Source organism: Bacteroides gallinarum DSM 18171 = JCM 13658 (assembly GCF_000374365.1).
GTDB classification, from domain to species: Bacteria; Bacteroidota; Bacteroidia; order Bacteroidales; family Bacteroidaceae; genus Bacteroides; species Bacteroides gallinarum.
Window position 1 is genome coordinate 1 of the sequence record NZ_KB894183.1, and the last position, 15,815, is coordinate 15,815.

Sequence of the window (15,815 nt, forward strand, 5' to 3'; positions counted from 1 at the left end):
TAAGCTGAGCGCCCCGTTTCTTTATAAAGCTTCTTGAAATTATCAAGATCGAGACTGTCAACAACTGCATTGACTATGCGGACAGGGTCGCCCGCAGCTATGTTTTCATCAATTCTTTGTGGAAAAAGAACCGTTTGGTTGGGAATGTAAGGACGAAAATGTAACTTTGCCATAACGAAAAAACTGATGCCTAAAGTTACATAAACTTTGGCTAATAACAAAGCCCGGGCTTGGGAAAGTCTGGGCTTTGTGCATAAAAAAGGTTGTGTCAAAATGTTGACACAACCTCTCTCTCATCCTTTTTTGGAATAATATATACAACTTCTATATCACTCGTATTTGGCAGCCTGTATAATACGTTTTGGAATATCTGTATTATCCATTTTACCCATAAACAATTGTGATCCTGCACCTATAGAGAAAACAGGGATATACCCAGCAGTATGCCCTGCAGTTGTCCATCCGATCATAGCTATTTGATTCATAACTTTCTTGGCAACAGCAGCTAAGGGTTCAGTTCTAGCATATAGACTTTCTTCAAAAATAATTTTATTATTAACAAAAGAATTTTCATATTCATTATGAAGCATTTTCTCTTGTTCCCAACTTAATGGTATTTTCTCCCAAAAACCCATTTTTTTAGCAAGTAATCTCTTTATTTCTTCCCAAGATACCTTATTTGACCTTTTTTTACGTAAATCAGTAATGGCCTTAGAAAGTAAATCCTGAGATTGCTTTTGGTTAGTTATCAATTTCATCTGCAGTTCATATTTGGCTACACCTAATCCTAAACCACCTGTTTCATGGTCAGCTGTCACAACTATCAATGTTTCTTTGGGATGCTTCTTATAAAATTCATAAGCCACCCTGACCGCATCATCTAAATCTTTTATTTCTTCAAAAGCTGTTGCAAGATCATTGCTATGACAGGCCCAATCTATTTTTCCTCCTTCTACCATCAAGAAAAAACCCTTATTGTTCTCTTTAGTTAAGAAATCAATAGCACCTTTCGTTATTTCACTTAGAGTTAAATCCCCTTCTTTACGGTCAATGGCATACGGCAGACAAGAAGAATTAGCACCCTCTTGCTGAATTAATACTATTTTGTTTGCATTGGCTGCTTTAACCTTATATTCATCAAGTCCTTTAGCTATTGTATAACCAGCCTTTTCTATAATTGGAAAAATATTTGGAGCATCCTTTTTATCAACTGTCATTGTTGGCCTTAAAAAGCCACCGCCCGCATAGAAATCAAAATTTGCTTTGGGTAAATCTAGAGCTATCTCATAATACATACCACGGTCTAATTGATGGGCATAAAATGCTGCCGGAGTGGCATGGTCGATGCTCACACTTGTAGCTATACCAACTTTACGACCTCTCTTTTTAGCTTTCTCTGCAATAGTTTCCACTATATTTTTATCCTGATTCATACCAACGGCGCCATTATAGGTTTTTTCACCTGTAGAGAGAGCTGTACCTGCCGCAGAGGAATCAGTAACAGAATTTGTAACAGAAAATGTTGTTGCAAAACCAGCGGCCGGAAATGTTGTAAACAATAAAGGTTTTACCCCAATATTCCCTTCTCTTTCAGCCAAATACATTTCTGTGCCATTTACTTGGTTTATTCCCATTCCATCACCGATAAAATAGAAGACATATTTTGCCTGTTGAGCATATATCATGCCCGGCATTAGCGCAAAAAATATTATGTATATTAATCGATTCATAAATATATATTTAAATTATACTTTCCTATTCGTAAACATATAAAATATTAGCAACCTTACGTTCTCCCATATGATCAAATTTTCCGTTATCACATGGGCAATTTAATACACCACTATGAGATACACCGGCTAACCATAAAGTAGTAGAACCACCACCATCTAAATTTATCGCATCTTTTCCACCTAAGACACGGGTAAGGTGAGCCAATTCGCGGATATTTACTCCATCAGCAAAACCGGGCATCCGCCCATCCACCGTTATAAATAAGACCATTCCTTTTTCAGTAACAGCAACTGCACTGCGTGGATGCTTGGTTTCAATAAATTCTTGAGCACACATTGTCCAATCATATTCCCTTCCATTTAACAACAATAATGGGCCAGATGCTAAAGTTGTTCCTTTCTTTTTTGTATACTTTGTTTCTATCTGCTTATTCCAAGGGAATAACTCCAATTTACCTTTGTGTACACGTATAGCTCCCGTTACTCTTGCTTGCCATTCTTTTATTGTTGTCGTATCTTTCAATTCTGTCCCAACCTTTAAAAAGCAGACTGAATTTCCTACTTTCATATTAAAATAGGAACCGTTAATTGCAGCCATTGCACCATTCTTCAAAGCCATATCACTAGTTTTCATTAAAGTATCTGAAACCGCAATATCTATTTTCTTATTAGTTTTAGGATCTATAAACAGTATATTTATATGCTGAGTTCCACCATATAAATTTGAAATCAATATTTTCTTATGGGTAATACCCTTTACCAATTCCTGTACCTCCCATTGAGCCGATACAATAGCCAATGAATCGGACTTTGTTTGTGCATATAACGAAATACTCAGTATCTCTATCAATAATATCAACAGACTTTTTTTCATTATTCTCTCCCATTAAAGTAAACAATAATATCAACTAGTTTTTAATTACAATATCTATAACAATACATATAGGCTAGCAACAAAAATCTCCACAAGGTTTCTTATTATTTTTGTCACCAGCCTATAATATTATTCTTATTTCAAAGCATCCAAGTACTCTTTATAATTTTTAAACAGCTGAATTGTAGACTCTTCCCCTATTCTTACAGACATCTCCGGATCATTAAATACACCAGGATATTGATAACAGATGATCTTTTCGAAAGTATCAAATAATAATAAATCTTTCTTTATTTCATCAATAGGCCGTGGGACTAAATATTTTTCTTTATCATCAAACAAGAAAGCCTCCAAATCTAACCATAAATGAGCCTCCGCATTATTACAAAATTGTTGTAACAAAGTTACTGCTTCAATCCCAGTTAAATCTCCTTGAGGCATTCTGGCAAAAGCAAAAGGACAAATAATATCAACATTCTCCAATAACTGAGGATATATTTCACGTGCTTCGCCCACTCCCCAGCCATTAGGTGCAAACATTACAGGTTTATCAGGTGCCAATTCATAGCAATATTGCTTAAACTCTTTAAAAAAGTGCAATACCTCCTGTTGGCGCATTCCTTTTTTCTGAGGGTCTTTTTCGAAACAATCAAGACTCCCCATACCTTCTTCAGACACATAAAATCCATAAAATGAAGGATGATGAGCATATTTTTGCCATAACTCCTCAGCTACTTTCTTATGCCAATCCAACGATCCTTTTGTATAGTCAAACCAAGCATACATTCCTACTCCCATAAATACATTCATTCCTTCTTCATCCGCCTGTTGTAATACAGCTTCTATAGGATCATCCGCAGTGATTGGCATTCGTTCTTTATACAAAGAAGAAGGATAAAATGCTTTTCCTTGATAACCATCCTGCTCAATTGTATGCTTTCCTACATAATACTGATTTCCAAATGATTCCTGAATAACAATAATATTCATATCTAACTTATTCATTGAGTGTACAACCTCTTTCCATTGATTATCCGTTAGATTTTTTATTGTTGGATTCCACATTTTCCCTTCCTGCTCACTCCAATGGTAGAATCCAATGAAAGCTCCTTCTATTTTTTGAGTAGAACGAATTGAAGAGTCTAATACCTCAATTGGCTTTTGCATTTTATATACATTCACACCATCTTCTACTACTAAAATAACAGAATGTTGTCCAACTCTATTCTGGGTAGATAATATATATTTCACACAATCAACCTTCCCAGCTTTAACATTGACTGTAGTTTCATATAATTTGCTATCTTCAGTTTCTTTATCCCAATAAATAGTTACATCATATTTTTTATCTTTTTCAGTAGTGTTTTTTATACCACCTCTAATATCCAAATTAACTTGATTTGTGATGGAAGCAGGTGGGATTAAAGTTAATCCCACTGCACTCTCGCTTTTGTCAACTACACAACTATTTAAGAGTAATAAACTAAATAAAATAGTCAACAAACTAAATAAATTAACAATATTCTTCATATATCAATACAATTATTTAACACAGGAACCTATATATAACTTATTATCTCTGCTTAAACCTAACTGATCAGAACCCATAACTTCTTCAGAAATATTAGGAATAAAGCCTATACCCAAAGCTAATAAATCCGCAGTAGACATCCCTTTTGTTTTAGCCGGATTGTTATCACCTTTCAATACATAATACGTGATACTCTCTTCAGATATCTTTTCTAACATAGTAGAGAAATTAAAATCAGTAGAAATTTCCTGACCTTCTCCTCCTATAACCGCAGCAGATACTATAGTATTTTTATTCGTCACAATATAACCAGAAGCCCCTTCCTCATCCGAAACAAAGTTAGTTCCATCTGAACCTCGTGTATTACCAGATACAATTGAATTATAAACATTGACAGTAGCTGCTGCAGCTGGAGCATTTACATAGATTCCACCTCCTAAAGCGGTAGCGTTTTTCACCCTATTTTCAGAGATTGTACAACTAATAATGTCAGCAGCAGCCGGAGATGCAGCCGTACCATATACCCCTAGTCCACCGCCTATATTCGATGCTGTATTTTCTGAGATTGTACAATTAACCAACACTCCTTGACCTTCTCTTATGTAAACTCCTCCATAAGCCTTACCAGCGACAGCTGATCCAATACCACCAGCAGCATTCTTCTCAACTGTTACATTAAAAATTCTACATGCCGCTTTCATCACATATACTCCACCAGCAAAGCCACCGGCAGAGTTGTTTGCCACATAACCGCCATTCATCTCCAATGACGCCCCACCATCAACAAATACTCCACCACCATTGGCACCGGAAGCCACACAACTGTTATTTTTCACTGTGCAGTCATTCATGCTCAATTGAGCCGCTGCAAAGGCATATACTCCACCAGCTCCACTATTAGCTATATTTGACTGAATAGTACAATTATTTAACTCTAAAACCGAATTTCCTACAATCAAACCACCACCATAATTTCCGGCATATTTAGTACCATTTATTTGGATAGCTCCACTAGATAAAGCTTTTCCATCTTTTACGGTAATACCAGTTATAGTAACTTTCTGATTCTCAACTTTAGGCGCTGTTACCATCAAAACATGATTTGATTGTGAATTTCCAGTTAATTCAGTTATATTATTATCAGGGTCTGAAATATCTCCTTCTCTTGCATTCGCAGGATAACCTCCGATAATTATGATATTTTCTCTTACTTCAAACGTTTTATCACTTTCACTTGTACTGCCACCTGTCATCGGTAGTGAAGGAGCATATAAACCTGCCGCAATATGTATAAAATCTCCAGCTGATAAATCTTCAGCCAAAGCCAAACTTAAAGAAGTTGCATCTTCCCATGAGCTACCATTACCTTGACCGTTCTCTTTAACATACACATGCCTTTTTACAATAGGTGGCGGAGTTCCAGCTACTTGTTTAATTATAAATTCTTGCTCATAATCATTAGTTACCCATGCTGTTATAGAACCTTCTCTAGGCTCCAACACCTTATTTTTCTCAATTTTCACTTTAACTATAGCCTTACGTGTAGCATTCCCATACGATGTAGATTCTTCTACCGTTATCCAATCTTCATTTGATTTAACACGCCAAGGCAGATTGGATTCTAATTCTATATCAAATTCTCCACCGGCTTCTCCTACTTCTTCTAAAGAAGTCGTTATAAAATTTAGGCTTGGCTCTTCCGGCTTAAATTTCCCAAGTTCAATATCTTCGCTACATGCACTTAAAAGGAAAGAAAAGCAAAACAATAAGTATTTACAATATATCTTTTTCATAATAATTACAATATTAATATTTATTGATTATGTATAACAACTAAACCATTGGCAACAGCTCTTTCTTTTCCACCATTATCACAAGGCCAATTACGAAGAAGAAAATTTCCAGTATTTTCTTTATCTCTAATGAAAAAAGTAGATGAGCCACCACCGTCTAGATTCAAAGCATCATACGCTCCCAAAGCAAGCATACACTGTCCCAGTTCTTCATATGTCATACCATTCGAATAATGATAATTCCGACCATCAACCTCCAAAATAATGATTTTATTACCTGTTTCATCTACTCCCAGACATGTCCGAGGATTAACAGTTTCATCCGACTGAGACACTAAAATTCCCCCTCTGACTAATCTGACTCCACCACCTATTCCTTCTTGTATATTAGCTCTAACTTCTTCCAGTTTAATATTATCCCCTACAATTCCTTTTCTATCACTTAACACTGCAAAAAAATTTGAATTAGCTCCTGTGAAGTCTTTAATCATAGTTCCTTCTTTATAGAGAATACCATTAGGCACCCCAGTAGTCGTATTAAAAAAATCTCCATTAATACCAGCTAATACTTGATGTCCATCAGTATTCTCATATATAGCCTGTTCAGTCATAGGTTGAAATCCAAATGTATTTTTGTTATTAGGAGTAGTAACTTCTACAGAGATGTTAGGCTCAGTGAGATCTACTTCCATTATAAATAACTTCATACTATATCCTTTCATGGAAAAATAATGTAGTTCTGTTATATCCACACCATTTTCCAATGAATAAGTAGAATCTGAAAAGACAGTAGCCACCAACGATGTATTATTAACTAAAGCTTTACCGGCTTCTGTTTCTCCAAACGCTTCGTACTTAATAATTCCATCTGTCTCTTGCTCACATGATGCAATAAATATTGATAGAAATACAGATAATAAATATTGTATCTTATAAAATTTTATAGTTCTCATATTCTTTTATTTTTTTAATAACCTGGATTAGGAGTAAAATTTGAATTCAAAATTAATTCTGTATTAGGTATTGGTAATAACTGCTGATGAGGTAATAATCCTAGCACTTCTATAGCCTTACCTGTACGAACAAGATCATAATACATAAACCCTTCTGCTAAAAACTCTTTTTTTCTTTCCAATAAAATAGCATTTTTATAATCATCATCATTAGCAGGATAAATAGGCTGTAATCCTCGTGCCTTTCTTAAATCATTCAACCGTTCAACTCCAGCTACACGACCTTGCGCCTCAGCACTAATCAGATACATCTCTGCTAACCGAGAAATATTGAACGGATCGCGTTCTCCTTGGCCACCAGAATATTTATTAATAACATCATTGCCTGTTGAACTGTCAATAGACATAGCCTTTCTATTATCAGTATCATCATATAACCTCATTGTATCTGGAGTGGGACGATATACATAGCTACCTTTATTAGGGTGCGCATAAGAATAAAATAAATTACCAAATGAATTTGTAGATTCTTCTGTACGGTTCACAAATGCAAAAATGATTTCATTATTTTGTTTTCTACGAAATATTTTATCAAAACTATCTAAATCATATTTTCCGGAAGTGATTAACGATTCTGCTAATTGGGCAGCTTCCTCATTTTCTCCAAGAGTTAATAGCACTCTTGCTTTCAGAGCCATAACAGCATCTAAGGATACGTAATAATAATCTTTCGAACTTCCTAAATATAGCATCGCCTCATCCAAATCTTCTTTAATAAAATCCCAGACTTGTCCAGCTGGCTGCCGTACAAGTTTCTCCAACGTATTATGGCGAAGAATAGGCATGTCCCCCCATTTTGTAACCAAATTATAATACAATAATGCTCTAAAATAATGTGCAGTCCCTTTTATTCGATTCCTATTTGCTGATTCATTTAAATTTTCAACAATAGACATCACATTATTTACCTGATAAAGAGCTTTAAAATAGCCATTAAAGCTGTTTGTCACAAGTGAATTTAACGGATTTAATGTATTATTTATCAAGTCCTTAAAACTTGAAGTACTCGTAGTCAAAGTACCACCTAATATATCATTTAATACCCATGACTCGGTAGTAGGATTATTTTGTACAGATAAATACATGCCCATTTCCAAAGCAGGCAGATCCTTCTCTGTGATACTAGCAGGTGCTACGGCAGAATGGGGATATATATCAAGCATATTCTGGCAAGAGCAGAACACAAATAAGCTTGTTGTTAAAAAAACTACAAATATTTTTTTCATATCTTTTCTTTATTATATTTAAAACTTCAAATTCAAACCAAAGCTTATTGTTCTAGGAGCCGGCATAGAGAAATTATCGACTCCAAAATAAAGAGGATTCAAATTACTACTTACCTCCGGATCATATCCAGAATAGGGAGTAAATAGTAAAAGGTTATCAGCCTGACAAAATGCACGTACACCAGATAATTTCAATTTACTTATAAATTTAGAAGGCAAATTATAAGATAAAGTTACTGTACGAATCCGTAAAAATGATCCATCCTCCAAAAAACGATCCGAGTTCTTTGTATTATATCCTGAACGTGCCGCACCATTTATGGAACGAGCATATTGAGTTGTAGTACCAGGACCTGTCCATCTATTCTCTGCATATTCTGTCAATGTTCCCGCTAAATATCCTACTCGAGCTAACGAAGTTTGTTTCCATTCCGCATACACATCATTACCATACATAAAATTAGCAAATATATCCAACTGTAAATTCTTGTAGCTAAATGTATTACTCCATCCACCACTAAACTTAGGATTTGAACTACCCATAATAACTCTATCATTATCATTAATAATTCCATTATTATCTACATCATGCCATTTTACATCACCAGCTCTTACACCTTCATTATATTGCGGCAATGGTACTTCACCATCATATTGGTATATACCATCCATTTTAAACAAATAAAAAGCTCCAACTTCTTCACCTACTTTTAAAGCTCTATTGTTTCCTATAGGTATTAAATTATCATCAAGCAATGATGTAACCTTATTTTTATTATGGGCAATATTAAACTGAGAGTCCCAACGTACTTTACCTAAATTAAAATGAGTATTTAATGTTAACTCTATACCTCGGTTTCGTATAGATCCAATATTTGACATCAAAGAAGTTACACCAGTTGTAACATGTACCGGCTTTTCATACAATAAACGATGAGTGTTTTTTTGATACATATCTAATATAAGGTTGATTTTCCCGTTCATATATGAAAAGTCCAAACCTACATTATATTGATCTGCTGTTTCCCATGTTAATTCTTCATTACCAAAAGAGGAAACGCCTATACCGACATTATAATCATAATTTAATCCTCCGCTAATTAAGGGTAAAGCCGCATAATTGCCAATTCCTTCTTGATTTCCTGTTTTACCATAGCTCACTCTCAATTTCAAATCAAAATCATCATTAGTCCAAAATTTTTCATTTGAAAGATTCCATCCTAAAGAAATAGAAGGAAAAGTACCCCATCTTACTTTACGAACAAATTTAGAAGAACCATCTGAACGTATTGTAGCATTCAAAATATACTTATCATCATAAGCTAACGTAGCTCGACCAAAATATGATTCCATCGCATATTCCGAGAAAGTTCCATTAGTACCCGCAATTTTTGAAGCAACTCCTATAACATCAAAAGCAGGAGAAGGAAAACCGTTTCCATCAATCATAGAACTACGGCTATCAAGCGATTGGAAAGAATGACCTAATAAACCTTCAATATCAAATTTACCAAAAGTTCTACTATAATTTAAAACATTATCAAAAGTCAGATTAGTGGTCAATCTATTACTATCAATCATTCTACCAGTACCTAGACCATAAGGGTGATCTGCTTGATAATAAATATAATCATAAGTATACATTACATCGGAATAAAAAGAAGATTTAAATGTTAATCCCTTCATCAAATTGACCACTCCATAAAAACTCCCGAGAAAACGATAATTATCTGTATGAGTGTCTGTCTCATTGAGAATTTGTATAGGATTATGATAAGCTAACTCGTCGGTACCTCCTAAGTAATATTCACCATTAGGTTTATACGGTAAGTCGAACGGCCTTTTTTGTACAGCTCGTGCTAAAATAGTAGCCCCGCTATTAGGTCCTGGAACCTGATTATTTCTAATAAAACTTCCTGTAACATTCGCTCCTATTGATAACCAAGAACTCATCCGCTGATCAATTTTAGCATTTGCTGTCATCTTCTTTAAGGCATTGGTTTTTATAATGCCTTCTTGATCCATATAAGATAAACCTACATAATATTTAGTATCCTTCGTTCCACCTGAAAAAGAAGCGTCAATCCCGTAATTTCTTCCTTGTTGCAAAATTAATCCTAACCAATCCGTATCTGGAATAGTTGGATGAGGATTGGATACGGGCAATATATAGCCACTGTCTCCCACTTTTAATCCATATTGTTTGTTATAATTGTAAGCACCTTCATTATACTGCTCTAAATACAATTTCGAATCTGCATATTTTACTTTACCTTTATTAGCAAAATTAGAGAATCCCATATTAACATTTAACTTGATATCCGGTTTACTTTCCTTACCAGACCTTGTAGTGATAATTACTACTCCATTCGTTGCTTTTGAACCATAAATTGCCGCAGAAGCTGCATCTTTCAAAACTTCTACGGATTCAATATCCGATAAGTTAAGAGTAGATAATGTACTCATAGTTTCTCCAAAATCATATAGATTCCCATTAGAGTTAGAAATAGGAATACCATCTATTACATACAAAGGCTCGTTCCCTGCATTCAAAGACGCAATACCACGAATACTAACTCTCTCACGTGTACCCAAATTTCCAGAACCTACTGACATATTAACTCCGGCAATACGTCCTTCAAGTAATTGAGATGGAGAGATTGAAGATACTTTATTATTATTATCATTTATTTTTAATGAACTCACTGCACTAGTAACCAGTTTTTTACGCTGTGTTCCATAACCAACGACAACAACTTCTTCCAAAAGTTTTGTATCATCCTCCATCTTTACATTGATAAGCTTTCGACCACCAACTTTAATCTCCTCAGTTTTCATCCCAATGAAAGAAAATACTAATGTAGAATTATCATTCACACTTAAAAAATACTTTCCATTAACATCGGTAGTAGTACCTTTACTTGTTCCCTTTATTACGACACTGACACCGGATAAGAGTTCTCCTTTTACATCACTTACAACACCAGTAACCGCAAAATCTTGAGCATAAATATCCCAAGAGTACAATAAAAATATCAATATAAAAAAAGCATGAAACTTCGTGCATTGCTCTTTTTGTCTTACATAACTTAGATTAAAGATTCTCATAATGTTCTTGTTTTACGTTACTATTATTTTTACGCTAATGTTTCTAATATTTGCCAACATTGATATAAACCTCTCGGAACATGAAAACATCCTTTCCATTTCCCCCCTTTCAAAGGTAACAACACTTCCCCTCTTCTATTTAAATACCCATACCATTCAAGATATTCAGTATCTTTAAAATGCGTCCAAACATAATTATGAACATTTTCAAACCATTCCAAGCAGAATTTATCACCTGTCAATTGGTATGATTTGAGCAAAGAAATAAGTGCCTCAATATGTACCCACCATAGTTTCTGATCCCACTCTAACTGCTGGGGTGGATTTCCTGCACGGTCCATAAAATAGTAAATACCTCCATAATCCTTATCCCACCCATAATCAAGCATCGTCAAAGTGATTTCCTTTGCTTTTTTAATCAGCTCCGGACGTCCTAGACGTTTACCTAAGTCCATTATAAACCACATAGCCTCAATAGCATGTCCAGGAGTCACCTGTCGTCCTTCAAAAGAATCTGAAAGTTCTCCATTAATCAATACATTCTCCACAATAATCCCCCCCAATTCCGGACGATAAAAGACATCCATTACTTCATGAATGCATGCCTCAATTGTCGATAATAAAAATTCTTCATTCAAAAGATGTTCTATTTCTAATGACAAATTACAAAGTATCATGGGCAATGCAAAACCTTTTAAATCTCGCGTACCAGGATGGAGTTTATTCCATTTTCCTTTAGGATTTGCTTCTTTTGACAAAATAGCAGTAAATGTTTTTTTAGCAATTTCTGCGTATTCTTGATTTCCTGTGGCCAAACTCAATTGTCCAAACGCCATTGCAGCGAATGCATACGAAAAGATATTATACGGTTCCACCAATGGATTTCCCTGACGATCCAAAGAAAAATACCAATTATAATTACCGTCATGGCCATACTTCTTCAGAAACTCACCGCCTTGAACAGCACAGTCCAACCACTCCTGTTTCTTCTCCACTTTATTATATAACATAGAGAACAACCAGACTTCGCGTCCTTGCAACCATATGAATTTATCAGTATCAAATACATCACCATTACGGTTCAAACATGTATAATAACCTCCAAATTCAAGATCCTGAGAATGATTCAACCAAAAAGGCAAAACATTCTCTAACAGCTCATTTTTATAAAGCTTTGCTAATTCTTTAAAATCCATAATTTATCATTTAATTATAAGGTCGATTATTTTTTTATCCAATATCTTTCTATCTCTTCCAAAGATTTACCGGTAGTCTCCGGAATTAATTTCCATACAATTAGAATATAAGGTACGCACATGATTGCAAATAGTAAGAAGGTTCCTGCAGGAGTCAGATTTTGAAGCATCCAGGGGGTTAACTGGCCTACAAGATAAGTACCTATCCACAATGCAAATCCAGCGATGGACATTGCCATTCCACGGACACGTGTAGGATACATTTCTGAAAGTAAAACGAAAATGACCGCACAGATAGAAATGGCACAGCAAAAAACATAGAATAAGAAAAAGATTAATAAGAATGTATTTGGCAAATTAAAAGTCGTTGAGAAACGGAAATAAAAACCTATCAATAATAAAGAAATAACCATACCGGAAACTCCATAATATACAAGTTTCTTACGTCCTATTTTATCTATAATAAAGACAGCAATTACCGTAGTTACTGCGTTTACAATTCCAACTAATACCTGACTGAACAAAGCATCTCCACCAGACAAACCTGCTTGTTCAAAAATAGAAGGGCCATAATAAAGAACAGCATTTACTCCCATAAACTGTCCCAAGATGGCAATACTTGCACCTATCAAAACTGCTTTAAAAATCTCTGGTTGTAATAAAAATCTCCAATCGGATTTAGCCTCAGACCGAACAACGGATTTGGTTTCGTACAATTGTTCTCCAGCTTCCGCTTCTGAAAGATATATTTTCCGGAAAATCATTCCGGCTGAAACTTCACGGCCTTTTAAAACCAACCAACGGGGACTTTCCGGAATAAAAAAGATAATTATAAAAAATAGTATAGACGGAATACTTGAAAATCCTAACATACCACGCCAAACTTCACTAACCATAATCTTATTCATCCAATCGGCACTCAAAACCACCCCACTTTGAGAAAAATGTAACAATTGATAATTGGCTAAATAAGCACCTAAAAAACCAATTGTTACAGCCAACTGATACAGAGAAACCAACCGACCCCGATATTGAGCAATGGAGACCTCGGATATATAAAGAGGAGAAACGACAGATACTATACCTATCCCCACCCCTCCCAATATCCGTGCAAAAACCAGTTGGTCAAAAGTCAGAGTAAATGCACAACCAATACCTGATACAGAAAAGAAAATAGCAGCAACCAACATAGTCACCTTACGTCCCCATTTATCACTCAATTTTCCTGCAAACAAGACTCCGACAATAGACCCTACTAAAGCACAGCCAACAAACCATCCTACCTGAATTTCCTCTAACTGAAATTGAGAGGTAACCTGAGATACAGTACCGGAAATAACAGCGGCATCGTATCCGAAAAGGAAACCACCTAATGCAGCCACAACAGAGAGAAAAATTAAATAAGGGAAATTAATATTTGATTTCATACCTATTATTTTAAAAAGACTATTAATTATATAATTATATACAAGCAGTCTCCCATCTATTGTAGAAGAATCTCACTGCCAATAAATTCAATTTTAAATCTATTTTTTGTTTATCTGACAGACTAAAGAAAAGATAAACTGCAGATTTATAGAATTCTAAGCAAAGTGTAGCAAATGTAAAACAGATAATCCACTTCTTGTGCAGAAAACTATTTTGTTTGTTTGTTTTCATATTCATTTGAGGTCTTTCTTAGTATTATTTCGTTTTATTCGCAACAAATATATAATCTTTTTATTAATACCACAAACTATTACTAAATATTTTTATTATATACACCAAATAAATGTATTTTATTTAATTTATATGAATAAAATACGCATATAAATAAAGAAATAGAAGCTTCAATTTTATGAATTAACCTAGAAACTATATATACATTTATTAAGTCAATCCAATTAAGCAACAATTAAAAGTATATATACGATATATTAACTAAATAATTTAGTATATTTGTCAAATCTAATAAAGGTAAAGATTAATATGGCACAGGAATTACTCAAAGAAATAGAAATGGGGAGTAAAAATGCTCTCATAAAAAAAAGAATAATCACTCATTATATATATAATGGTAGTTCTACTATCACTGATTTATCTAAAGAACTGGATTTAAGTGTTCCTACGATAACCAAGTTCATCTATGAAATGTGCGAAGACGGTTATATTAATGATTATGGAAAATTAGAAACCACTGGCGGGCGGCACCCAAGTCTTTATGGTTTAAATCCTGAATCCGGTTATTTTATAGGAGTAGATATAAAAAAGTTCTCTATCAATATAGGACTTATCAATTTCAAAGGGGATATGATAGAATTAAAAACGAATATTCCCTATAAGTTTGAAAACACATCTGAAGCTCTGGAAGAACTATGCAAACTCATTAGTAACTTTATTAAAAAGACTGGCATCAACACTGAAAAAATAATGAATATTTGCATCAATATTTCAGGGCGGGTCAATCCGGATTCCGGATACAGCTTCAGTATGTTTAATTTCTCTGAACGGCCATTAGCAGAGATACTAACCGAAAAAATAGGGCGTCCGGTCTGCATAGACAACGATACCCGAGCTATGACGTACGGAGAATACATGCAAGGTTGCGTAACAGGAGAGAAGAACATTATTTTCGTAAATATAAGCTGGGGACTGGGTATCGGAATAATTATAGACGGTAAAATATATACTGGAAAATCAGGCTTCTCCGGCGAGTTCGGACATATTAATGTATTTGAAAATGAAATACTCTGCCATTGTGGTAAAAAAGGGTGTTTGGAAACGGAAGCATCCGGTTCAGCTCTGCACCGCATTTTATTAGAGCGCATAAACAGCGGAGAAAACTCCATCCTATCCAACCGAATTAATATAAAAGGAGACGCGCTTACATTGGATGAAATAATAGGCGCCGTAAACAAAGAAGATTTACTATGCATTGAGATTGTAGAGGAAATCGGACAGAAATTAGGTAAGCAGATTGCAGGATTAATCAATATATTCAATCCTGAGCTGGTAATTATCGGCGGAACATTATCTTTAACCGACGATTACATAGCCCAACCTATAAAAACGGCTGTCAAAAAATACTCTTTGAATTTGGTAAATCAGGATTCGGCCATTATGCTTTCTAAATTAAGGGATAAAGCCGGTATCGTAGGTGCTTGTATGCTAGCGCGGAGCAGGATGTTCGAATGCTAAAACTATGTAAAGAATGCGCCCTGACTTTTTCTCTGCTTTCCTGAAAAGCTACACTAAAGCAGGGATATTCAGTAAATGTCCCTAAAAATCAAGATGGCATATGAAGATGATAGAGCATACTCACTTCATATGCCATTTTTATAGTCCTATTCCTGTAATTTCTC

Annotated in this window: 10 protein-coding genes and 1 pseudogene; 1 reads left to right on the plus strand and 10 read right to left on the minus strand. The window is 34.8% G+C overall.

Features of this window, described 5'->3' with window-relative positions:
• The 10 genes and pseudogenes from C233_RS24320 to C233_RS0120825 all read right to left on the minus strand — a co-directional run.
• Window positions 1-173 (minus strand): annotated as a pseudogene (locus C233_RS24320) (IS5/IS1182 family transposase); the annotation flags it as partial.
• Window positions 174-329: 156 nt separating this feature from the next.
• Entirely contained in the window at window positions 330-1,730 is a 1,401-nt protein-coding gene (locus tag C233_RS0120785; protein WP_018669424.1) for an alkaline phosphatase, read from the minus strand.
• A 25-nt stretch (window positions 1,731-1,755) separates the two neighbouring features.
• A complete protein-coding gene (locus tag C233_RS0120790) occupies window positions 1,756-2,607 on the minus strand; it encodes a phosphodiester glycosidase family protein (protein ID WP_018669425.1) in 852 nt (283 codons plus the stop codon).
• Window positions 2,608-2,742: 135 nt separating this feature from the next.
• The gene (locus C233_RS0120795) at window positions 2,743-4,137 is read right to left on the minus strand and encodes a DUF4434 domain-containing protein (RefSeq protein WP_018669426.1); all 1,395 of its coding nucleotides are present in this window, start codon (window positions 4,135-4,137) and stop codon (window positions 2,743-2,745) included.
• 12 nt (window positions 4,138-4,149) lie between these two features.
• A complete protein-coding gene (locus tag C233_RS0120800) occupies window positions 4,150-5,931 on the minus strand; it encodes a BACON domain-containing protein (protein ID WP_018669427.1) in 1,782 nt (593 codons plus the stop codon).
• A gap of 20 nt (window positions 5,932-5,951) precedes the next feature.
• Entirely contained in the window at window positions 5,952-6,884 is a 933-nt protein-coding gene (locus tag C233_RS0120805; protein ID WP_018669428.1) for a phosphodiester glycosidase family protein, read from the minus strand.
• Window positions 6,885-6,898: 14 nt separating this feature from the next.
• Window positions 6,899-8,170, minus strand: a complete 1,272-nt coding sequence (locus tag C233_RS0120810; protein WP_018669429.1) for a RagB/SusD family nutrient uptake outer membrane protein — start codon at window positions 8,168-8,170, stop codon at window positions 6,899-6,901.
• 18 nt (window positions 8,171-8,188) lie between these two features.
• On the minus strand, window positions 8,189-11,278 hold the full coding sequence (locus C233_RS0120815; protein ID WP_018669430.1) for a SusC/RagA family TonB-linked outer membrane protein: 3,090 nt from the start codon (window positions 11,276-11,278) through the stop codon (window positions 8,189-8,191).
• 29 nt (window positions 11,279-11,307) lie between these two features.
• Complete coding sequence (locus C233_RS0120820; protein ID WP_018669431.1) at window positions 11,308-12,474, minus strand: n-acyl-d-glucosamine 2-epimerase; 1,167 nt, start codon at window positions 12,472-12,474, stop codon at window positions 11,308-11,310.
• Window positions 12,475-12,500: 26 nt separating this feature from the next.
• Complete coding sequence (locus C233_RS0120825; RefSeq protein ID WP_018669432.1) at window positions 12,501-13,901, minus strand: sugar porter family MFS transporter; 1,401 nt, start codon at window positions 13,899-13,901, stop codon at window positions 12,501-12,503.
• Between the two features lie 541 nt (window positions 13,902-14,442).
• Here C233_RS0120825 and C233_RS0120835 point away from each other — a divergent pair.
• The gene (locus C233_RS0120835) at window positions 14,443-15,651 is read left to right on the plus strand and encodes an ROK family transcriptional regulator (protein ID WP_018669434.1); all 1,209 of its coding nucleotides are present in this window, start codon (window positions 14,443-14,445) and stop codon (window positions 15,649-15,651) included.
• Window positions 15,652-15,815: the final 164 nt, after the last annotated feature.

Excerpts from the sequence above, each read along its gene's own strand:
- C233_RS0120785 (WP_018669424.1), bottom strand. The coding sequence starts at position 1,730 with ATGAATCGATTAATATACATAATATTTTTTGCGCTAATGCCGGGCATG.
- C233_RS0120790 (WP_018669425.1), bottom strand. The coding sequence starts at position 2,607 with ATGAAAAAAAGTCTGTTGATATTATTGATAGAGATACTGAGTATTTCG.
- C233_RS0120795 (WP_018669426.1), bottom strand. The coding sequence starts at position 4,137 with ATGAAGAATATTGTTAATTTATTTAGTTTGTTGACTATTTTATTTAGT.
- C233_RS0120800 (WP_018669427.1), bottom strand. The coding sequence starts at position 5,931 with ATGAAAAAGATATATTGTAAATACTTATTGTTTTGCTTTTCTTTCCTT.
- C233_RS0120805 (WP_018669428.1), bottom strand. The coding sequence starts at position 6,884 with ATGAGAACTATAAAATTTTATAAGATACAATATTTATTATCTGTATTT.
- C233_RS0120810 (WP_018669429.1), bottom strand. The coding sequence starts at position 8,170 with ATGAAAAAAATATTTGTAGTTTTTTTAACAACAAGCTTATTTGTGTTC.
- C233_RS0120815 (WP_018669430.1), bottom strand. The coding sequence starts at position 11,278 with ATGAGAATCTTTAATCTAAGTTATGTAAGACAAAAAGAGCAATGCACG.
- C233_RS0120820 (WP_018669431.1), bottom strand. The coding sequence starts at position 12,474 with ATGGATTTTAAAGAATTAGCAAAGCTTTATAAAAATGAGCTGTTAGAG.
- C233_RS0120825 (WP_018669432.1), bottom strand. The coding sequence starts at position 13,901 with ATGAAATCAAATATTAATTTCCCTTATTTAATTTTTCTCTCTGTTGTG.
- C233_RS0120835 (WP_018669434.1), top strand. The coding sequence starts at position 14,443 with ATGGCACAGGAATTACTCAAAGAAATAGAAATGGGGAGTAAAAATGCT.